Source organism: Pseudomonas sp. NFPP24, from assembly GCF_900112095.1.
Lineage (GTDB): Bacteria > Pseudomonadota > Gammaproteobacteria > Pseudomonadales > Pseudomonadaceae > Aquipseudomonas > Aquipseudomonas extremorientalis.
Genome location: NZ_FOKD01000015.1, coordinates 62,240 through 83,777, shown reverse-complemented (window position 1 = coordinate 83,777; position 21,538 = coordinate 62,240). Strand labels below are relative to the sequence as shown.

General features: G+C 60.4%; 17 protein-coding genes and 1 pseudogene. 9 read left to right on the top strand and 9 right to left on the bottom strand.

What is annotated here, in order from left to right; translation table 11 throughout:
* Positions 1-25: 25 nt before the first annotated feature.
* Complete coding sequence (pstS, locus tag BM026_RS25860) at positions 26-1,054, bottom strand: phosphate ABC transporter substrate-binding protein PstS (RefSeq protein ID WP_092243793.1); 1,029 nt, start codon at positions 1,052-1,054, stop codon at positions 26-28.
* 156 nt (positions 1,055-1,210) lie between these two features.
* On the opposite strand from pstS, the pseudogene BM026_RS29025 reads away from it, so the two are divergent.
* Positions 1,211-1,318 (top strand): annotated as a pseudogene (locus BM026_RS29025) (hypothetical protein); the annotation flags it as partial.
* Between the two features lie 43 nt (positions 1,319-1,361).
* Here BM026_RS29025 and treS read toward each other — a convergent pair.
* The 3 genes from treS to BM026_RS25835 form a co-directional block, all read right to left on the bottom strand.
* Positions 1,362-3,425, bottom strand: coding sequence for a maltose alpha-D-glucosyltransferase (gene treS / locus BM026_RS25850; RefSeq protein ID WP_093513296.1), 2,064 nt, complete (start codon positions 3,423-3,425; stop codon positions 1,362-1,364).
* Positions 3,426-3,468: 43 nt separating this feature from the next.
* Positions 3,469-6,498 carry a YobI family P-loop NTPase gene (locus BM026_RS25845; protein ID WP_093513297.1) on the bottom strand — a complete coding sequence of 1,010 codons (3,030 nt, stop codon included), beginning with the start codon at positions 6,496-6,498 and terminating at the stop codon, positions 3,469-3,471.
* A gap of 72 nt (positions 6,499-6,570) precedes the next feature.
* Entirely contained in the window at positions 6,571-7,362 is a 792-nt protein-coding gene (locus BM026_RS25835; protein WP_093513298.1) for an AraC family transcriptional regulator, read from the bottom strand.
* Positions 7,363-7,548: 186 nt separating this feature from the next.
* On the opposite strand from BM026_RS25835, the gene BM026_RS25830 reads away from it, so the two are divergent.
* From BM026_RS25830 to BM026_RS25810, 5 genes are read left to right on the top strand one after another with little or no spacing between them, the layout of a single operon-like run.
* Entirely contained in the window at positions 7,549-9,168 is a 1,620-nt protein-coding gene (locus BM026_RS25830) for an APC family permease (RefSeq protein ID WP_093530537.1), read from the top strand.
* Positions 9,169-9,182: 14 nt separating this feature from the next.
* A complete protein-coding gene (locus BM026_RS25825) occupies positions 9,183-10,109 on the top strand; it encodes a 4-hydroxyproline epimerase (protein WP_093513299.1) in 927 nt (308 codons plus the stop codon).
* 33 nt (positions 10,110-10,142) lie between these two features.
* Entirely contained in the window at positions 10,143-11,090 is a 948-nt protein-coding gene (locus tag BM026_RS25820) for a dihydrodipicolinate synthase family protein (RefSeq protein ID WP_093121057.1), read from the top strand.
* A gap of 60 nt (positions 11,091-11,150) precedes the next feature.
* Positions 11,151-12,722, top strand: coding sequence for an aldehyde dehydrogenase (NADP(+)) (locus BM026_RS25815; protein ID WP_093530535.1), 1,572 nt, complete (start codon positions 11,151-11,153; stop codon positions 12,720-12,722).
* 3 nt (positions 12,723-12,725) lie between these two features.
* A complete protein-coding gene (locus BM026_RS25810; protein ID WP_093530533.1) occupies positions 12,726-13,964 on the top strand; it encodes an NAD(P)/FAD-dependent oxidoreductase in 1,239 nt (412 codons plus the stop codon).
* A 199-nt stretch (positions 13,965-14,163) separates the two neighbouring features.
* On the opposite strand, the gene BM026_RS25805 is transcribed toward BM026_RS25810, so the two are convergent.
* From BM026_RS25805 to BM026_RS25790, 4 genes are all read right to left on the bottom strand, one after another.
* The gene (locus BM026_RS25805; protein ID WP_093513302.1) at positions 14,164-15,078 is read right to left on the bottom strand and encodes an ADP-ribosylglycohydrolase family protein; all 915 of its coding nucleotides are present in this window, start codon (positions 15,076-15,078) and stop codon (positions 14,164-14,166) included.
* A gap of 36 nt (positions 15,079-15,114) precedes the next feature.
* Positions 15,115-16,122 carry a GlxA family transcriptional regulator gene (locus tag BM026_RS25800; RefSeq protein ID WP_093530531.1) on the bottom strand — a complete coding sequence of 336 codons (1,008 nt, stop codon included), beginning with the start codon at positions 16,120-16,122 and terminating at the stop codon, positions 15,115-15,117.
* Between the two features lie 467 nt (positions 16,123-16,589).
* Positions 16,590-17,198, bottom strand: a complete 609-nt coding sequence (locus BM026_RS25795; RefSeq protein WP_093530529.1) for a LysE family translocator — start codon at positions 17,196-17,198, stop codon at positions 16,590-16,592.
* Between the two features lie 250 nt (positions 17,199-17,448).
* Positions 17,449-17,913 (bottom strand): hypothetical protein, encoded by a 465-nt coding sequence (locus BM026_RS25790; protein ID WP_092243825.1) that lies wholly within the window; start codon positions 17,911-17,913, stop codon positions 17,449-17,451.
* A gap of 206 nt (positions 17,914-18,119) precedes the next feature.
* On the opposite strand from BM026_RS25790, the gene gcvA reads away from it, so the two are divergent.
* From gcvA to BM026_RS25775, 3 genes are all read left to right on the top strand, one after another.
* A complete protein-coding gene (gene gcvA / locus BM026_RS25785; protein WP_092243828.1) occupies positions 18,120-19,025 on the top strand; it encodes a transcriptional regulator GcvA in 906 nt (301 codons plus the stop codon).
* Positions 19,026-19,100: 75 nt separating this feature from the next.
* Positions 19,101-19,928 carry a DMT family transporter gene (locus BM026_RS25780; protein WP_093530527.1) on the top strand — a complete coding sequence of 276 codons (828 nt, stop codon included), beginning with the start codon at positions 19,101-19,103 and terminating at the stop codon, positions 19,926-19,928.
* Positions 19,929-19,957: 29 nt separating this feature from the next.
* Entirely contained in the window at positions 19,958-20,719 is a 762-nt protein-coding gene (locus BM026_RS25775) for an SDR family oxidoreductase (RefSeq protein ID WP_092243834.1), read from the top strand.
* A 14-nt stretch (positions 20,720-20,733) separates the two neighbouring features.
* Here the strand turns inward: BM026_RS25775 and BM026_RS25770 are convergent, their stop codons facing one another.
* A complete protein-coding gene (locus BM026_RS25770; protein WP_093530525.1) occupies positions 20,734-21,447 on the bottom strand; it encodes a CerR family C-terminal domain-containing protein in 714 nt (237 codons plus the stop codon).
* Between the last annotated feature and the right edge of the window lie 91 nt (positions 21,448-21,538).

The following is a 21,538-nucleotide window of genomic DNA, read 5'->3' as shown; positions in this document are numbered from 1 at the left end:
CATGCCGGGAGTGGCGTGGCGAGCCTTACTGGATGTTGGCGGAAGCTTTGCGCACTTGATCGACAACCGATGGAGGCAGTGGGATGTAGCCCATCGAGTCGGCGATTTTCTGACCTTCGGTCAGGCTGTACTCGACCATTTCACGCATGGCTTTGGCTTTGGCTGGGTTGCCGTTGTCCTTGCGGAAGATCATCCAGGTGTAGGAAGTGATCGGGTAGGACTTGGCGCCATCCGGATCCGGCAGCCAGGCCACCAGGCTTTCCGGCATTTTCACCGCAGCCAGGGCTTCGGCGCCGCTTTCGGCGTTCGGTACCACGTATTTGCCGGCCTTGTTCTGCAACTGGGCAAAGTCAACCTTGGCCAGTTTGGCGAAGCCGTATTCGATGTAACCGATGGCACCCGGGGTCTGGCGCACGGTGGCGGTCACGCCGTCGTTCTTCGGCGATTTGATGAACTTGTCACTGGCAGGCCAGTTGACGGTGTTGCCTTCGCCCAGGTCTTTCTGGAACTCAGGGTTGATCGCTGCCAAGTGCTTGGTGAATACCGCAGTGGTGCCGCTGGAGTCTGCACGCACGACCACAGTGATCGGCAGATCCGGCAGTTTCAGGCCTGGGTTGGCGGCAGCGATCTTCGGATCGTTCCACTTGGTGATCTTGCCCAGGAAGATGTTGGAGTAGACGTCGCGCGGCAACTTGAGCTCTTTAGGATTGCCCGGCAAGTTGAACGCCAGCACGATTTCACCCGCCGTCATCGGCAGCAGTTGCACGCCTTCGGCCACCTTGGCGATGTCTTCGTCTTTCATGGCCGAGTCGCTGGCGGCGAAATCGACGGTTTTATTCAGGAAGTCCTGTACACCCGCACCGCTACCCTTGGACTGGTAGTCAACGGTGACGCCCTCGCTCTTCTTGCTGAAATCCTTGAACCAGGTGAGGTAGATCGGCGCTGGGAAACTCGCACCGGAACCGGTCAGGCGGATGCTCTCGGCAGCAAACACCGAGGTGGCACTGAGAGAAACCGCAACGGCGAGTGCAGCAGACTTCATCAGACGTTTCATTCAGGAAAATCCTTGTGAATTACGGGCTGTGGAACTCTGCAACAATCTTGTTACGGTTTTATGAATGTGGAATGGCAAAACGCCTGGTTGTCCCCCTCTCCCGCCGCAATCCGGCAGTTTGACGTCATTGGTTCGTAACAATTTGAGACTAAGACGTTGCCACGGTCCACGTCCTCGATCGAATGCGCCCTGCCCGCGCCGAATGACCGCGAACAGACCCAGTGGTACTTCCGGCGCTATGTCTCACACCCGCCAGCCGGCGGAGCTGATCATGCCGCAGCTCTCCTGAATCAGCTCGCTCCCGCCATTACACGGGCGAGTTGCTCACCACCCGCAGCGCCAGGCCCTCATAGGCATCCAGCGTAATCGTAAACTCGCCCTGCGCCGTCAAGTCACCCTCGACCCGCTCATTGATGATGTCCACCACCATGCCCGCGCCAATATCCGGTAAATGCAGGATTTCGGTGATGGGCGTGGCACCGAAGTTCAACGCGGTGATTTGGATGCCTTTGCCGGCGGGCAACTCGTGGACCATCACCAGCAGCCCTGGGTTTTCCACTTCCGGCACCTGGATCTGGCGGCTGGCGGCGATGTCGTAGGCACGGCGCACCGCGAGGATTTTTTGCAGCTGCGAGGCAAACGACTCGGGGTCCTGCAATTGGCTATTGAGGCTGCCATACAGGCTTTTCGAGCGCGGCATCTGGCCTGCGGACAATTCGGCGTCCGGGTTCAAATCCACCAGGTCATAAGCACCGCGATGAATCCAGCGCGTATCGCCGTCCTGCATCAAGTGTTCGACCTCTTCGGCCGCCAGCGGCAGCGCACCCACCAGGTCCCAGCCCGACAAGGCAAACACCCCCGGCTGCATGGCGTTGTACATCACCAGCAGCAAATGGATCTGGCGAATCTGCTGGATATCCGCTTGGGTGATGGCGTCCAGGTCTCGGATGCCCAATGCCGCCGTGATGATGCTGGCGGTGGTGCAGGACACACCGTTGGTGACGAACTTGAGGTTGTACGGTGCCTGCTCGCCCGTCAATCGCTCATACATCTGCTCACGGATATGCTCGCGCAGGATATTCCCGGGAAAGGTCTGGCCCTGGTACAGGAACGTGTCATGGGCATGCAAAGTCCAGAAGTGCACCAGTTCCAGGGTCAGCTCATCGTGGTTCTGCAACGCGTGGATCAGTGAGCCGGGGTCGATGCCCTGGCGGTGCATTTCGCGCAGCATCAGGCGCAGAAACTCGGCATCGCCCATCAGCAACGCGTGCTGGTAAGCGGGACGGGTGATGAAGTCATAGGACAGGTCGGCACCGCCGTGGGACATGGACGCAATGTCATCCACGGTGAGGTTCAACTCCTGGAAACTGAAACCGCCCGCCTTGCGAATCGCCCCGCCCAGCAACTGGTTGCCGGTGATCGACAGCGGATGGCTTTCGGACCAGGCCGTACCGTCCAGCTTGCGCTCCACGCCGAGGAAACCGTTGGCGTCCAGGCGCAGGATCTTCGCGCCCATCACATCGATGGCATGCAAAGCGTCGCCGATGATCATCTGCTGCGCGGCAAAGGTCGGGTCCAGCCAGTTCAGCGATGGCTGGCCTTCCTTGAAGTAATGCAGGTACACCCAGCGACGCGGCTTGCCATCCACGCCCAGCACCACGTCCGTGGCGCTCCAGTCGGTTTCCTTGACGCCGGGCTCGAAGAAGATCACCCGCTGCAACTGGCCGACGATGTAGTGTTTGTCGCGCAAGGCGTCGACCTGCGCCGGGCTGAGGTTCTGCGCATCGCGCCCTTCGGCAACGTCGGGCAGCAACGACCAGTCTTCTTCGCGGATTTCCACCATGTGGTACAGGCCGGGATAGTCCTCGTAGGCCATCTCGGCCAGGCGGAAGTCCGCACCCTTGCCGGTATGGGACGGGATCACATCGTCGATGACCACCGCATTGTGCGCCGCCGCCATGCGCGTCAACGCCTGCAACTGCGCCTCGGTGCCCAGCTGCGGGTCGATCTCGAAACTGATGCGGTCGAAATTGCCGTCGATGGTCGGCGTGTGCTGCATGCCGTTCAGGCCGCCGGATTTTTTCAGCGGGCCGTTATGGATGCCCTGGATGCCGATTTTCGACAAAGCATGCCACAGCGCCTCATCCCCCAGCGCCTCCAGCACCGTGCCGCCTTCGCGGGTCACGATTGATGCCGGGTACGCGGTAAACCATACCGACGACAGCGCCGAAGCGTCCCGGGGCCGGGTCTGCGCGTAAGGCTGCTGCCACAACCGGCCCTGGCCCGAATAGAGCTTGGCGCGCTGGCGGGCCGCGTGCAGCATCGATTGGTCCACCAGCCAGTTCACATGGTTGTTTTCAGCCGCGGTCATAAGCCTGTTACCTGTTGTCGTGAATGAGCCCGACGCGGAGGTATCAGGTATCGATAACACCGGTCGTAGTCATATGAGGCGTATGGGCGCTATTCGTTGCATCGAATTCAAGGTTACGTCGCTCAAAACGTTCAGCTTCAGGCGGGCTGGCGTTCATTTTGACAATGCTACTAATTTCCTCCGTGTAAGGCAGGAAGGTGGAAGCAACAAGCATTCCCCAGCGCACGTCGGGGACGTTGTTCAAGATATCAATCGATTTCAGGGTAGTGGTAGACAGCAACAGCTTGAGCGTGTCATTGCGTAGTACTTTGTCCTGAAGCAAGTATCGTTGTAGTTCGTGATGGTGCTCGGGATGAAGAGTCCATAGCGTGTCGGCCAGGACTTCTGCATGACGCTCAAGGAAAGTGGTCAAAATCCCCTTTTCGGGCTTTTTACTGAACTTATCATTGAGCGGTGCGAAAATACTTCGGCGAAAGTTGCTGGATGGAGGGATAGCTCGAAAATACGTCCAGACTGCCTGAGATTTGTCACTGATCCTTTCAGCATCTAATAAAAGCGACCAGATAGCTTCGGGCGTGCTTTCAAGTGCTATCAATTGACACTTCGTGTATTCAAGCAATGAAGCAACCTGATCAGGCTTGTCTGCCCCTGCGGTAAGCAATTTTGTCAGCGACTCAGCGGATTCATCCAACACAACGCTCTGGCTGAGCAACTCCTTGATGAGTATATGCGGGGCGTGATCCAACAGCTTGTCTATACCGCCCAATTCCAGGGCCAATAGTCGGCGGTAGGTGATCAGTTCGTCATTGCCTGACGCTGTTTCAAACGTTGAACAAATCAGGCGAAGCATATTCAGTCGAGGTTCGACAAACCCCAGACTCACTAACTGCTTGAGGTCATCTGCGCGGGTTGTATCGCTGAGGTTATGAAACAGCACAGGTTGTTCATGCAACCACTTCCAGGCACCTTCGCCCTGTGCAAGAAGCGGAACCAAATCGGCAACTTCCGGCAATCCTTGAACACTGTGCAGAACGCCCCTGTCGCCTTCTTCCAGCACAGCGACCTGCTCAGGAGTCAAGCTGCTGAAGATCGCGCAGAGCAAGGCCTGCCTTGGCCCGCTCTGCACAGATATCACCAGTCGTTCTAAAAGCGTGGGATCTATCTCGTAGATAGACTGAATCAGGGCGGTTGCATGTGAGCTCGGCAAAAGTGAATCGACCATCTCGGCAAAACGGTCCATGCATTGAGGCGCCGCGTTAAGGATCGTAGCGAGTTTTCCCGCGTGGGGCCCTTCATCCGAAGCGCTGCGTTGACTGCAGAGGTACTCGACCAATCCTGAGATCAGACCGCGCCCTTCTTCCAGGGAATCATGCTCAAGTTTGCCAAGCACCCTCGCAGGATCGTTGACGACAGTCATTACCTGCGGAGACTCGCCTCGGCGTAAGGCCAGGATCAGATTCTTGTCATCTTGCGTCAGCGCGCCTTCATAAAAGAAGCTCAGGTAATCGTGGTAATCGGTATCGAAAAAACCATCACGCATCAAATCAATCACGGCTTCAAGTCCAGTCAGCTTCTGGGCTACGACATCGCCGTACGCTTGACTTGCGGCAACTTTGAACGTCATTCGCTTGGTCAGTACATGCTTAGTTCTGAGCGGTTCGATTTCCCGCTCTAGAAGCTCTGGTGCCATGTCCGCGTTGCGGTCCTGGAGGTAATCGATATCGACTTCGATACTACGTACTTGCTCAGCTCGCCACGCAGGAAACGCGGTGAATATCGAGTAGATATCCCCGCTGCGCTTGATCAGTTCGGCAAACGCTTCCGGGTACAAGTTGCGCACGACCACCATCGCAAACAGCTTGTTTGCGTCAAGAATCACGCCACGACCGCCGAGCAGGCTGGAGAAGATGTCAAACTCATTGACAATGTTCTTGATTAACCTCATCTCATCAATGTAGTCGCACACCGTCTCGATCAACCCGCGATCAAGGCGCCCTATCACGGATTTAAAGCGCTCTGCTTTCAACAAGTCCATCATCTTTTCTCCGGAGTTTTCCGAGCTGACGACGGGAATCACAGGAATGACCAGGTCGAAGAACTTGGTCTTCTCACCCACTGAGAACAACTCATCGCGGATTGCATAGATGAAATACACGGGACGTCTGATTTGCGGGGACTGCCTGATCGTGAAATTGATTTCCCGCAACCGGAAAAACACATCCTGGATACCGAACCGATCGAGATCCTCAATCACCACCACGTCGATATCGCTGCGTTCAAAACAGTAGATGATTTCGTCGACGTACTTGTGCAGTACGGACCCATGATGAGTCGCTTCCAGCTTTCCGCCTTTGAGCGTCAGCCCATCAATGCTGAAGAGCGAAAGGTACTTCAACACAGAATGAAGAATGTACAGGCTCGACGCACCCGCAAAAATCAGAGCGATCCAGTCGGGTAAGCGCATGAGTGCTGGAACAAGCCAAGCCGGGTCGATTTTCGGGAGCATGTTGACAGAGGGAAGGTATATCCGCAGAACGCTGACGATCAGCAATGCGAAGAACACCGTGTGCAGCGTGATACTGGAATTGGAGGCTTGTACGATGCGTTTCAATCGCGTTTTCGGCAGTTTTCCCGCAGGAACGGCATACAACAGTTGCTGGACGATTGTTTCTTCAATGCGCAACATCAGATCGGCTTCTGCTTTGTCCCCTACCGGACTTTCCTTCGTGAAGGTCGCTAGTGAAACCAGAACATGCTTGTACTCTGGGTGGCGATCAAAAAAGGTTCTGATGACACTACTCTTGCCTGCACCGTACCCGCCGGTAAGCGCAATATTACGAACTTGGTCATTTCGCAGCGCGTGCAGAAACACACTCTCATAGCGATCTGCCTGGCCGCCCTCAAGCAATGCAGGCGTCAGTGGTTCAAAAGCGCCTTCACTTTCGGGAATTGCCTTATCGGCTTTCCAGGATTTAAGAAAGGCATTGAAACTGCGTTTGAACCTGCAAACTAATCCTTGAGTCACTGAATCGTCCTGTTTTCCAATCAACGGTGCCGTGCGAATGCGCGCCATAATAGCTTATTGCCACCCAGCAGTCCCGCCCTGTTTCTTGAACGCAAAGCACCTATCCCAAATAGCGAGCCGTTAGATGGATTGCTCGCCCGCGGGCGCCGTCGCCTGCCGATACTGCCTCGGCGTAAACCCCGTCGAGGCCTTGAACTGCCGAGTGAACGCGCTGTGGTCGGTGTACCCGCACTGCAGCGCGACCTCAGTGATCGGCAGGTCGCTGTGCAATAACCGATGGGCGTGTTCCAGCCGTACTTTCTGGATCATTTGCCGGGGGGTGAGGTGGAACACGCGCTTGCAGTAACGCTCCAGCTGCGCCACGGAAATCCCGGCGATGCGCGTCAACTCACCGAGGGTGACGCGGCGGTTGAAGTGCGTGCGGATATGCGCGTCCACGGCGGCCAGGCGTTGGTAGGCGGGGTGACTTTCGCTGGCGGTTTGCAGGTCGACCGAGATGCCGGCCAGGCCGATGATCGCGCCCATGTGGTTGTACAGCGGCCACTTGTGGGTCAGGCACCAGCCGGGTTCACGGGTGCCATACAGGTGCAGTTCGAGCTGGTCTTCCAGCACAAAGCCCTGTTCCAGCACGCGTCGGTCCTGCTCGGTGTAACCCGGCCCCAGTTGTGCGGGGAACACTTGTGCGCTGGTCTTGCCCAGCAGCGGTTGCAGCTGCTTGAGGCCGCAGCGGTGCACCAGGGTGCGGTTGGCGAGGACATAGCGGGCCTGGGTGTCCTTGATGAAAATCGCCGCGTTGGGGATCACATCCAGCATCGGCAGGAGCTGCACCACGCCGGCCAGGAGCTGCTCGATGCTGTGGGGCCGATGCGCCTCATTCCCTTGGCACAGGGCCGCAAACGCAGTCTGCAACATGACTTTCGATCCCCGTTGAGTGCCTCGACGCACGCAGATTGCCCGATGCCCGGCGCCCTGTCGAGCCACGAAAACTGTGCCGATTTCGTCATCGATGTCGGCAAAAAACATCAATCGCGCCGCCGGCTGTGAGTTCACTGTATGGCCACTGCATGCCTATCCAATAACTCACAAAAAGGCGACGCTATGTCAGGTCAAGGCAAGTTCAAGAAACAACTTTCATTGATGGACCTCACTTTTATCGGGCTGGGGGCCATCTTCGGTTCGGGTTGGTTGTTCGCAGCCAGTCATGTGTCGGCCATTGCCGGCCCGGCGGGGATCATCTCCTGGCTCATTGGCGGGTTCGCGGTGTTGCTGCTGGGCATTGTGTATTGCGAGTTGGGCGCCGCACTCCCCCGCGCCGGTGGCGTGGTGCGCTATCCGGTCTACTCCCATGGCCCGTTGCTGGGCTACCTGATGGGCTTTATCACGCTGATCGCGTTTTCCAGCCTGGTCGCCATCGAAGTGGTCGCCTCTCGCCAATACGCGGCGGCCTGGTTTCCCGAGCTGACCAAGGTCGGTTCCAGCGACCCGACCACCCTCGGTTGGCTGGTGCAGTTCGCCCTGCTCTGTGTTTTTTTCGCGCTCAATTACCGCAGTGTGAAAACCTTCGCCATCGCCAATAACCTGGTCAGCGTGTTCAAGTTCATCGTGCCGTTGCTGGTGATCGGTGTGCTGTTCACCTTCTTCAAACCGGCGAACTTTCAGGTGCAGGGCTTCGCGCCGTTCGGCCTGTCCGGGATTGAGATGGCGGTGTCGGCCGGCGGGGTGATTTTTGCCTACCTGGGGCTCACTCCGATCATCTCGGTGGCCAGTGAAGTGAAGAACCCGCAGCGCACGATTCCGATTGCGTTGATTCTTTCGGTGTTGCTGTCGACTGCCATCTACGTGCTGCTGCAAACCGCATTCCTCGGTGGCGTACCCACGCAGATGCTTGCCAACGGCTGGGCCGGGATCAGTAAGGAACTGGCACTGCCTTACCGGGATATCGCCCTGGCACTGGGCGTGGGCTGGCTGGCCTACCTGGTGGTGGCGGATGCGGTGATCTCCCCCAGCGGCTGCGGCAACATCTACATGAACGCCACGCCGCGGGTGGTGTATGGCTGGGCGCAGACCGGCACGTTCTTCAAGATTTTCACGCGCATCGATGAGAAGTCCGGCATTCCGCGTCCGGCGCTGTGGCTGACGTTTGGCTTGTCGGTGTTCTGGACCCTGCCATTCCCGTCCTGGGAAGCGTTGATCAATGTGGTGTCCGCCGCGTTGATCCTCAGCTACGCAGTGGCCCCGGTGACCGTCGCCGCACTGCGCCGTAACGCACCGCAGATGACGCGGCCGTTCCGGGTCAAGGGCATGGCCGTGCTCGGTCCGCTGTCGTTCATCATCGCTGCGCTGATCGTGTACTGGTCCGGCTGGGGCACGGTGTCCTGGCTGCTCGGCCTGCAAATCCTGATGTTCGTGGTGTACCTGCTGTGCGCGCGCTGGGTACCGACCGCGCACCTCAACCTCAAGCAACAGGTGCGCTCGTCTGCCTGGCTGATCGGCTTCTACGCAGTGACCATCCTGCTGTCCAAACTCGGCAGTTTTGGTGGCATCGGTGCGATCGGCCATCCGCTCGACACCATTGTGGTCGCGGCTTGCGCACTCGGCATTTACTACTGGGGCGCCGCCACTGGCGTGCCAGCTCACTTGGTTCGGCTGGAACACGAAGCCGATGAAAGCGAAGCGGTTGACGAGCCTCGCGCCCCGCTGATGCCCGCGACCTACTGATTCAGGAGCGTTTTATGAAGCGACTGCATGTGATCGACTCCCACACCGGCGGCGAACCGACGCGGCTGGTCATGAGCGGTTTTCCGGCGCTGGAGGGCGTCACGATTGCCGATCAGCTGCACCACCTGCGCACCGAGCACGACCAATGGCGCCGCGCCTGCATCCTGGAGCCACGTGGCAATGATGTGCTGGTCGGTGCGCTGTACTGCGCGCCGGTCACGCCGGGCGCCATCTGCGGAGTGATCTTCTTCAACAACGCTGGCTACCTGGGCATGTGTGGCCACGGCACCATTGGCCTGGTCGCGTCCCTGCATCACTTGGGTCGCATCGCGCCAGGCGTGCACACGATCGATACCCCCGTCGGGCCGGTCGCGGCTACCCTGCATGAAGACGGCGCGGTGACCTTGCGCAATGTTCCTGCCTACCGCTATCGCGAGCAGATCGCAGTGCTCGTGCCCGGTCACGGCATAGTCCATGGCGATATCGCCTGGGGCGGCAACTGGTTTTTCCTGGTGTCGGAGCATGGCCAGCGCCTGCAGATGGACAACGTCGACGCCCTCACCGACTACACCTGGGCAATGCTCAAGGCCCTTGAAGACCAGGGCATCCACGGCGCCGACGGTGCACTGATCGACCACGTCGAACTGTTCGCCGACGACGACCACGCCGACAGCCGCAATTTCGTGATGTGCCCCGGCAAAGCCTACGACCGCTCGCCCTGCGGCACCGGCACCAGCGCCAAGCTGGCCTGCCTGGCCGCCGATGAAAAACTCGCGCCCGGCGAAACCTGGGTGCAAGCCAGCATTACCGGCAGCCAATTCGAAGGTCGCTACGAATGGGACGGCGAACGCGTGCGCCCCTTCATCACCGGCCGTGCCCACATGACCGCCGACAGCACCTTGCTGATCGACCCGCAAGACCCTTTTGCCTGGGGCATCTGAGCCCTCCCCCGACTGGAAACTGGAGTGATAAAAATGAGCGACAACATCTTCACCGGCTGCATCCCTGCCCTGATGACCCCGTGCACCGCGGAACGCAAGCCGGACTTCGACGCCCTGGTCGCCAAGGGCCGCGAGCTGATCGATATCGGCATGAGCGCCGTGGTGTACTGCGGCTCCATGGGTGACTGGCCGTTGCTCACCGAAGCCGAACGCCAGGAAGGCGTGGCACGGCTGGTGGCGGCCGGTGTGCCGACCATCGTCGGCACCGGCGCGGTGAACAGCCGTGAAGCCGTGGCCCATGCGGCCCACGCCGCCAAGGTCGGTGCCCATGGCTTGATGGTGATTCCGCGTGTGCTGTCCCGGGGTGCCTCCGCCACTGCACAAAAGGCGCACTTCTCGGCGATCCTCAAGGCCGCGCCCAACCTGCCGGCGGTGATCTACAACAGCCCCTACTACGGCTTCGCGACCCGCGCCGAGCTGTTCTTCGAACTGCGCCGCGAGCACCCGAATCTGATCGGTTTCAAGGAATTCGGCGGCGGTGCCGACCTGCGCTACGCCGCCGAACACATCACCTCCCAGGACGACAACGTGACCCTCATGGTGGGTGTCGACACCCAGGTGGTGCACGGTTTCGTCAACTGCAATGCCACCGGCGCCATCACCGGCATCGGCAACGCGCTGCCTCGGGAAGTGCTGCAACTGGTGGCCCTGAGTAAAAAAGCTGCCAAGGGCGATGCCAAGGCCCGTCGCCAGGCGCGTGAGCTGGAGGCCGCGCTGGCGGTGCTGTCGTCCTTCGACGAGGGCTGCGACCTGGTGCTGTATTACAAGCACTTGATGGTGCTGAACGGTGACCAAGGCTACGCCCTGCACTTCAACGAAACCGACGCCCTCAGCGATGCCCAGCGTCGTTACGCAGAGCACCAGTACGCCCTGTTCCGCCAGTGGTACGCCAACTGGTCGGCGGAACAGAACGTCGCCTGACCCTTCGCGCGCCGCTGCGACGCTCGCAGCGGCCAACCTTCTTTTATCCAGGAAATCCCCATGACTCTGACGGGCAAGATGCTGATCGGTCAGCACGCCACTGCCGGCAATCGCGAAGCAATCCAGGCGATCAACCCCGCCACCGATTCCGCCTTGGAACCGGCCTACCTCGGCGGCAACGGTGAGCATGTCGCGCAGGCCTGCGCCTTGGCGTGGGCGGCATTCGATGTCTATCGCGAAACCTCTTTGGAAGTGCGCGCCACATTCCTTGAGACCATCGCCGCGCACATCGAGGCCCTGGGCGATGAGTTGATCGACCGCGCCGTCGCCGAAACCGGCCTGCCTCGCCCCCGCATCCAGGGCGAACGAGGGCGCACCTGCGGCCAACTGCGCACCTTCGCCCGCACCGTGCGTGCCGGGGAATGGCTGGATGTGCGGGTCGATCACGCACAACCGCAACGCCAACCCCTGCCTCGCCCAGACCTGCGCCAACGCCATATAGCGGTGGGCCCGGTCGCGGTGTTTGGCGCCAGCAACTTTCCACTGGCGTTTTCCGTGGCCGGTGGGGACACCGCCTCTGCGCTGGCTGCCGGTTGCCCGGTCGTCGTCAAAGCCCACGGCGCGCACCCGGGCACCAGTGAACTGGTGGGGCGTGCGGTGGCGCAGGCGGTCAAGGCGTGCGGTCTGCCGGAAGGTGTGTTTTCACTGTTGTACGGTTCGGGCCGTGAGGTGGGCATTGCGTTGGTGACCGATCCGCGCATCAAGGCCGTCGGGTTTACCGGCTCGCGCAGCGGTGGCCTTGCGTTGATCCAGGCAGCGCAGGCACGGCCGGAGCCTATTCCGGTCTACGCGGAGATGAGTTCGATCAACCCGGTGTACCTGTTTCCGGCAGCGTTGGCAGCCAGGGCTGAAGCATTGGCCCAGGGTTTTGTGGCGTCGTTGACCCAGGGCGCGGGGCAGTTCTGTACCAACCCAGGGTTAGTGATTGCAGTACAAGGGCCTGCCCTGGATCGCTTCATCAGTGCCGCCAGTGGGTTACTGCCGAACTGTGCGGCGCAAACAATGCTGACACCCGGCATCGCCAGTGCCTACACGTCAGGCATAGACACACTGACGGGACACGCCGAGGTCGTCGCACAGGGTTCGGCGACTGAAGGTCCCAACCAGGGCCAGGCCCACCTGTTCGTGACCCAGGCAACTGCGTTCTTGAGCAACGAACACCTGCAAGCCGAAGTCTTCGGTGCGGCTTCATTGGTTGTGGTGTGCGCGAATAACGAAGAAGTGCGCCGGGTATCCGAACATCTCGAAGGCCAACTCACCGCCACGCTGCACATGGATGACGACGATGTGCCAAGCGCCAGGGCCCTGCTGCCAGTGCTGGAGCGCAAGGCTGGCCGCCTGCTGGTCAATGGCTGGCCGACTGGCGTTGAGGTGTGTGACGCCATGGTCCACGGCGGCGCCTTCCCCGCCACCTCGGATTCGCGCAGCACTTCGGTGGGCACGGCGGCCATCCAGCGGTTCTTGCGCCCCGTGTGCTATCAGGACTTCCCCGACGCGTTGTTGCCGGATGCGCTCCAACAGGGCAATCCGTTGCGGCTGCGGCGTTTGCTTGACGGCCAGAGAGAGGCATAGGCCATGTCCGATCCCGATATCGTCGTAGTCGGCGCCGGCATTATCGGCGTCGCCTGCGCCCTGCAACTGGCGCGTCAGGGCCGGCACGTGGTGGTGGTCGATCAACAGGAACCCGGCATGGGCGCGTCCTATGGCAACGCCGGGCACCTGGCGACCGAACAGGTGTTCCCGATTGCCGACGTGTCGATCCTCAAGCGCTTGCCCGGCATGCTGCTGGACCCCATGGGCCCGCTGCGCCTGGATTGGAAATACCTGCCGCGCGCCCTGCCCTGGTTTGCGCGGCTGCTGTTGAACCTGCGTCCGGCGCGCTATCAGCGTACCGTCGCGGGTATTCGTGCGCTTAACGAAGGCAGCCTGGGCGCCTGGCAGCGCCTGCTGACCAGCATCGGACGTGCGCACCTGCTGCGTGAAGACGGGTCATTGTTGGTGTACGAACGAGCGGACTCACGCGACGCGCTCCGGGCCTTGCAGCAGCGCATGCAAGCGCAGCAGGTGCCCGTGACGTTCTGGACCGCCGATGCCATACGCCAGGCTGCGCCGCAGTTGAGCGAGCACATCCAGGGCGGGTTGTTTTTTCCGGGCACCGGGCACTTCCTCGACCCGTTCCAGGTGGTGTGCGAACTGGTCGAGGCCGCCAAGGCCAGTGGCGTGCAGTTCCTCAAGCGCCAGGTACTGGATGGGCGGCTTGACCAACACGGCGTCTCCCTCACCACCGCTCAGGGCCCCCTGAGCGCACGCCAGGTGCTGATTGCCTGCGGCGCCCACTCAGCCAGATTGACCGCTGCCCTGACCGGCAAAAAAGTCCCGCTGGACACGGAACGCGGCTATCACCTGATGCTGCCCCACGAGCCGCATCGCCTGCCGTTTGCCGTCACTTCCCTGGAACGAAAATTCATCATGACCCCCATGACCGACGGCCTGCGCCTGGCCGGTACAGTGGAATTCGCCGGCCTTGACCGCCCGGCGAATATGCAGCGTGCCTGGCAGTTGCATCGGTTGAGCAAGGGGTTGTTTCACGATGACCTCAGCGCAGAGGGTGCGACACCGTGGATGGGGTTTCGGCCGTCGCTGCCGGACTCGTTGCCGGTGATTGACCGGGTGTGTGACGGGAAGGTGCTGCTTGCGTTCGGGCACCAGCATCTGGGGTTGACGCAGGCGGCGGTGACGGCGGAGATGATTGGGGAGTTGGCGAGCAAGGGTCAAACTCCGTTATTCACGCCTTATCGTCTGGACCGATTCTGACCAACGCGTTTTTTGCGGTGAGTTGCCTGTTGTGGCGAGCGGGCTTGCCCCGCGTTGGGCTGCGCAGCGGCCCCAATAGAAAACACCGCGGCCTGTCAGACAGCACGCGGTGTTCGTTTTTAGGGCTGCTGCGCAGCCCAACGCGGGGCAAGCCCGCTCGCCACAGCTAGTCCGCTGGTCACACAAGCGGGGGGCTTAATCATGGGGTTTGAGCAGCCGTGCTGTAGAGTGCGTCAGCCATTTCCTCAATTTCATCACGCATACAAAGCTTGTCCAGCCAACCCGTCGGGATGCCTTGCACGCCGTAATATGCACCCGCCAACTGACCAACGATGGCGGCAGTAGTGTCAGCGTCGTCACCCAGGTTCGCGGCAGCCAACACAGCGTCGGCGAAGCTGTCAGTATGTTTTACGCACCACAGCGCCGCCTCCAATGACGCCACGGCGTAACCGGAACCCGTTATCTGCGCACGGGTCTTGTTGCAATACTCCCCCTGGGCAATCGCGACGACTTTGGGCGCAGAAAGACCCGCGCAAGAGATATTCAACAGGTGCACCTTTGTTGCTCCACTCAACGCGATACCGATGGCTCTCGCCAACACCACGCAACACTCGATTGCCTCTTGGGCTCCGTGAGTCGTACGGGAGCTTTCTCGGGAAAAGTCATCAACGCTTTTCAGGTTTGGAAAGTAAAACAGCACCAGCGGCGCGAGGCGCATCATCGAACCGTTGCCTGCGGAAAAAGGCTCTGTTGAACCTGCAAAGGGATCACCTTGCGACTCAAACGCCGTGAGCGCCGTGCGCACGGTCATGCCTATATCAAAGCAGTCACCGGTAGAGCTCAGGTAGCCCCACTTCCACCAGTTCAGGTATCGCCCCATCTGATCAGCTGCATCAAAACCACCTTTACGCAACAAGCTTTCCGCAAGGCACAACGCCATCGAGGTGTCGTCCGTCCATTGGCCCGCTTTCAGGTTGAACGGTCCTCCTCCAACCATGTCGGTGACCGGTGTGAATGTGCCGCGAGGCATGAATTCAACAGTGGTACCCACTGCGTCGCCACAGGCCAAGCCCAGCAGGCTGCCGCGGTAACGATCCAAAAGCGTGAGAGACATTTGTCATCCTTGAAAGAGAGTGAGTCAGTCAGCACTTTACTTGACCAACCGCTTCTCCTTCGAGGGGCGATATCCGAAGTACGAGCTATAGCACTTGCTGAAATGGCTCGGCGACACGAACCCACATGCCACCAGCACCTCCACCTGCGACAACTCGGTGTGCTGCAACAGCCGCCGCGCCTCGGTCACGCGCAGTTCCATGTAGTACCGCTGCGGGGTGGTGCCCAGTTGTTCCTTGAACAAGCGCTCCAACTGGCGCCGCGAGCGGCCGGCGTAGACCGCCAGTTGGTCCAGCTCCAAAGGTTCTTCGAGGTTGGCGTCCATCAGTTTCACCACTTCACGCAACGGCGCACTGACGCTGACGTTTTCGGTGGGTTTGATGCGGCGGTAGCGGGACTCTTCGAAGGCCAGGATGTCTTCGATGCCTTCGACGAGTGCCTTGTCATGCAGGCCCTTGATCCAGTCCAGCGCCATATGGAAGGCCCCGGACGGGCTGGAAGCGGTGAGGCGGTCGCGGTCGATCACGTAGGGTTCGCTGGTGACGTGGGTCGCCTTGGAGACTTCCGCCAGCGCCGGACGGTGTTCGGGGTGGATGGCGCAGCGATAGCCTTGCAACAGGCCGGCACGGCCGAGGAACCAGGCGCCGTTCCACAGCCCCGCAAGGCTGATGCCCTGTTCGGCGGCGGTGTGCAGCAACTGGATGAAGGCTACGCCGGCCTTGAGTTCGGTACGGAAACCGCCACAGATCACCAGCAGGTCCAAGTCGTGCAATGCTCCGGCATCCAGGCGCGCATCGGGGCGTATCACCAGGCCCAGGTCGCTGATGACTTCGCCATCCTCACAGCCGAAGGTGCGTGAGGCGAACAGGTCGGGGCGCAGCAGGTTGGCGGTAACGAAGGTGTCGAGGGTCTGGGTGAACGCCGGCAGGGAGAAATGTTCAAGCAACAGGAAGCCGACGCAGGTGACCGACGCCGGCTGTTGGGTTTCGTTGAGGTAGCGCAGGTTCTTGCCTTTCATGCCACCGCTGAATTGACGTCTTTGCATCGAGGGTTGGCCCACTCTTATTGTTGAGGTCTTTGAAAAACCGGCCATTAAGGGCGAACACTGTAGCTGTGGCGAGCGGGCTTGTCCCGCGTTGGGTTGCGAAGCGAGCCTGGATTGAGGAATGCGCTGAGTCAGGCACTCTCTGGCCGCTGGTTTTGGGGCTGTTTCACAGGCCAACGCGGGACAAGCCCGCTCGCCACAGCGTACTTATCGTTTGATGTCCGGCGCTGATCCTGAAACAGCCACACGCGCTGAAAGCCCCCGGCTGAACAGCGGCAAGCGCATCTGATACGGTTTTTTCTTTGCTATCTGCGTCTGTATCGAAACGCCGTCTGGGCGGACAATGGCCCCATCCCCACTCCCTTCCCTTCGGAGGCCTTATGACCAAGATGGCACTTTTCCTGTTCGGCTTTTTGGTACTGACCATCGGCATCGGCCTGCTCGCGACCATCTCGCCGGTCTGACGCTCAGCCGGCAAACAGCATCGGGTACAGCGACAGCATCAGCAACCCGGCCATCGTCCAGTTGAACAGGCGCAACCAGCGCGGCTCACGCAGCACGTTGCGCAAGCCGCTGCCACATCCGACCCATACACACACACTGGGCAGGTTGACCACGGCGAACACCAGCGCGATCACCAGCACATTGGTGACGTAACCTTCGGCCGGCGTGTAGGTGGTGATTGCGCCCAGCGCCATGATCCAGGCCTTGGGGTTCACCCACTGGAACGCCGCCGCGCCGAGGAAAGTCATGGGTTTGCCCTGTTCATCAGGGCTGTCGGACATGCCGTCCGCCGTCGCGATCTTCCACGCCAGGTACAGCAAGTACGCAGCCCCCACGTAGCGCAACACCGTGTAGGCCCACGGGAACACCTTGAACACTTCGCCCAGCCCCAGCCCCACCGAAATCACCAGCAGCATGAAACCGATGCTGATCCCCAATGCATGGGGCATCGAGCGGCGAAAGCCGAAGTTCACCCCCGAGGCGAGCAGCATGGTGTTATTGGGCCCGGGCGTGATCGAGGACACGAAGGCAAACAGCACAAAGGCGGACAACAGGCTGGTAGACATGAACATGACGCGGCATCCAAACGGCAGTGGTATGCCTGCGACAGTAGAGGGTTATCGACCGCCCTGCCCCGTACAGCCATGGCGGGATTGAGGCATACACTTTTTTGCCGTGGTTTTCACAAACCTTTCACAGACAAGCGCCTAGGGTGGCCTCAGCTCCTAATGAACATCCCTTTAGCCCGCGCTCCCCACGCGGGCTTTTCTTTGCCTGGGCTATCGTGTAACCCGTTGGCAAGGGACAGTACAACGCACTGTTTTAGTTCTGCGGCCGTTGTTTGGTCGAATCCAGCTCGGCTTTTTTACCCGTGGAAATCTCGGTGATCTGCGCAGACTTGGCAATCGCGAAATCGAACGTGTCTTGCATCTTCGCAATCGCGTCGGTCGACGTACCGTTCAATCCACCGTTGGCGGCCCAATCGAAGTTCCACACGCCGGAGAGGTTATCGGCGCCCGGCACATCGTGGGTTTCGATGGCAGTGAAGACGTCAGGATGACGCTCCATGTACTTGGCCGCATCGCAGACTTCGGCCGGCACCTTGCCCGAGGCGTTGTTGGCCAGTTGGGTCAGTTCCTGCTTGGTAATGGCCGACTTGCCGGTCTGGCGCATGTAGTCGGCAATCACTTTGCTGGACTTGGCGATGTTCAACTTGTCATCGAACACCGACGGTGACGCTTTAGGCGTGTTTGCCCCGCTGCCGGCGGGCGTTACGGTGGTAGACATCGGCGCTGCTCCCCTGATGGTACGAATGAAATCGTCGTGCTGACGATAGCCAGGAGCAGACGTTAGCATGGGCAATGGGCCATTAATCTGTGCTTCACAACAATTCACAAGGCCATGGTCTGCGGCTTCTGTGAAAGCCTGCCAATCCATTACCATGAACCTGTATTCATGCCGATTAATCGCCAGCACCCGACCCGGACCCAGTCATGAGAGATCTACCGCCCACCGCCACGCTGCGAGCTTTCGAAGTAGCGACCCGGCATGCGACGTTCACATCGGCTTCAGAAGAGTTGCATGTGACCCAGAGCGCCGTCAGCCACCAACTCAAGCACCTCGAAGACCTGTGGGGCCTGCAGCTGTTCCAGCGCGGCAAGGCGTTGCGGCTGACTCCGGCCGGGGCCGCACTGGCGCCCATCGTGCGCGAGTTTTTCATGAACCTTGAGGCCACCCTGGCTGACTTGCGGGAACAAAAAGGCCGGGTTCGCCTTAAGGTCAGCACCACGTATTCGTTTGCCTTGAAATGGCTGCTGCCCAGGTTGCCCAGCCTGTCGCAGCAACATCCGGAAATCCTGATCACGCTGGAGACCAGCGACAAGGCCATCAAGTTCTCCAGCTCAGACCCGGATGTGGCCATCCGGCTGGGCAACGGCAATTATCCCGGCCTGCACTCGGAATTCATGCTCCGCGAGCAGATCTTCCCGGTGGCGAGCCCGGATCTGCTCAACCGTTTCGGCGCGCCCCACGAGCCCGCTGAGCTGCTGCGTTACCCGTTGCTGACGCGCGACGGCGCAGACCTGGTGCCCAAGTGGGACGCCTGGTTCGAGCATATCGGCGTCAGCATTGCACCCCTCAAGGAAAGCGTCAGGTTCGCTGACACCAACATGACCATCGAGGCGGCGCTGCTGGGCCAAGGTATTGCGCTGGCGCGAAGCGGCCATGTTGAAGCTGAAATCAACGACGGCCGCCTGATCAGGCTGTTTGAGCTGCCGTTCGCGTCGCCGGTCGGCTACTACTTTGTCTGCCCCAAAGGGATCGAAACCCAGCCACACATCATCAGCTTTCGTAACTGGCTGTTGGCCGAGTCGATGCAGGCACAGCAAAATTATCAGTGATGCATGAACATTCATTCATGACAGGATGAAAGGACTTCGCTGTTAAACACGCCCTTGTGGTGTTTACCATGGCGCATGCCTTTACCCATCGTTCTACTCATCCTCTTCGCCGCCCTCTTGCATGCCAGCTGGAACGCATTGTTGCGTGTCGGCGCCGACCGGCTGTGGTCAATGACCATGATGTGCGTGGCGGTCGCCATCGCCAGCAGTGTCATCGCCGTGTTTCTCGCCCCTCCCGCGCCAGCCAGTTGGCCCTACGCCGTGCTGTCTGGCGTGTTGCACGTGGGCTATAACCTGTTCCTGGTGCGAAGCTACAAGGTGGGCGACCTGGGGCAGACGTACCCGATCGCACGCGGTTCCTCGCCCATTCTGATCACGCTTTGCGCCTTGGTGTTTGCCGGTGAAACGCTCAGCACGAGCGCTCTGATCGGCATCGTGCTGGTATCCGGCGGCATTATTTCTCTAGCCTTCAGACAGCGCAGACGGGCGGTGCCCAGCCTGCCCTACGCCCTGGGCACGGGTTTTTTCATCGCGGCCTACAGCGTCACGGACGGTATTGGCGCGAGGCTGTCCGGCGCACCGATGGCCTACACCGTATGGATGTGTGCGCTCTGGGGCGTATTGATGCCCCTGGTGTACATCGGCCTGCGCGATACACGCAGCCTCTTCGCACCACGCCCCGGCGTCATCACGGCCTTGATCGGGGGGCTTGTGTCCCTCCTGGCCTACGGCATCGTCATTTACGCCATGTCCCACGCGCCGATGGGCGCCGTTTCGGCCCTGCGCGAAACCAGCGTGCTGTTCGCGGCCTTGATCGGTTATTTGTTTTTGGGCGAGTCGCTGACTGTCCGCAAAGTCCTGGCGTGCGTGGTCATTGCGACCGGCACGATGCTGATAGGCTGATCCTTAACCCCTCAAAGGAGGTCCAAGCAATGAGTACTGTGTCTTCGACACCGCTGATTCTGATTACCGGCGGCAGCCGCGGTGTCGGCGCGGCAACCGCGCGCCTTGCAGCGGCGCAAGGCTACGATGTCGCGATCAGCTACGTCAGCAACGAGGCGGCGGCGCTCGGCGTGGTGGCGGATGTGCAAGCGTTGGGGCACCGTGCCTTGGCCATCCGCGCCGACAGTGCGGACCCTGCTCAGGTCGCGCAGCTGTTCGCAGCCATTGACCAGACGTTTGGCCGTATCGATGTGCTGGTCAACAACGCCGCGATCATTGCCCTGCAGTCACGCTTTGAAGACCTCGACTTTGCCCGCATGCAGCGCATCTTCGCGATCAATGCCATCGGCCCGATGCTGTGCGCGCAGCACGCGGTGAAACGCATGTCGCTGCGCCACAATGGCACGGGTGGCAGCGTGATCAACGTGTCCTCCGCCTCCGCCCGGCTAGGCAGCCCCAACGAGTATGTCGATTACGCTGCCTCCAAGGGTGCCCTGGAGACATTCACCACCGGGCTGTCCAAGGAAGTCGCGCGCGAAGGCATACGCGTCAACTGCGTACGGCCTGGGCATATCTACACCGACATGCACGCCAGCGGCGGCGAACCGGGGCGTGTGGATCGGGTCAAGGACAGCATTCCCATGGGCCGTGGCGGCGAACCCGAAGAGGTGGCCCGCGCTATCCTGTGGCTGGCCGGTAAGGAAGCGTCGTTCATCACCGGGACCTTTCTGGACGTGACAGGCGGCAAGTAGGCGGCAACCGCCGATTAACGGGAGGCGTGCTGGTCCCGGTGCCGGGCCAGCCCTTCCAAAGTGAACCGCGCCTGCATCAGCACCACCTCCCGCACCTGTTCCATTTCCTTCTGGTTCACTTCGCTCCACTGCAACGCCTCCAGCAGCTTGGGCTTCTGGATGCGGAACGCCAGGCCCTGGGTAAACAGCGCCATGGAATGGATCACTGTGCGCTCATCCTCCAGCGCCAGGCCGGCCACGCGTGCGATCAGTTGGCGGATGACCCGCGCAATACGCGCCTTGAAACGCTCCTCGAAAGCCATCGTTGCGCTTTGCGGGCACAAGCCGGCCTGGTGGCGATCCATGAACGCACGCCAGGCCGTGGTTTGCGGGCTGTCCTGGATGGTTGAAACCACGGTGCCCAGGATGCCCAGCGAGGCGTCGATCAGCGCGTTGTCGCCGGAATCGGCATCGGCCAGCACGCTTTCCGCCGCCTCCACCGGCGGCGACATCTTGCGCCACAGCAGCGTGATCAAGTGCTCGACGCACGCCAGGTACACGCCTTCCTTGCCATCGAAGTAGTACTGGATCGCAGGTGCGTTGACGCCGGCAGCCGTGGCGATATCACGCGTGGACGCCCCATCGTAGCCACGCGCGCCGAATACCTCGACAGCCGCCTCGATAATGCGGGCGCGGGTTTCTTCGCCGCGCTGGTAACCACCCTCGGCGGCAGGTTTGTGTCGTGCCATGTGCAGCTCCCTTCGAATACCGGACCAAAATATACCAGTTGACAAAAATTCGCGAAAAAAGGAATTTATTCCACTCGTTATAAATCTGGAG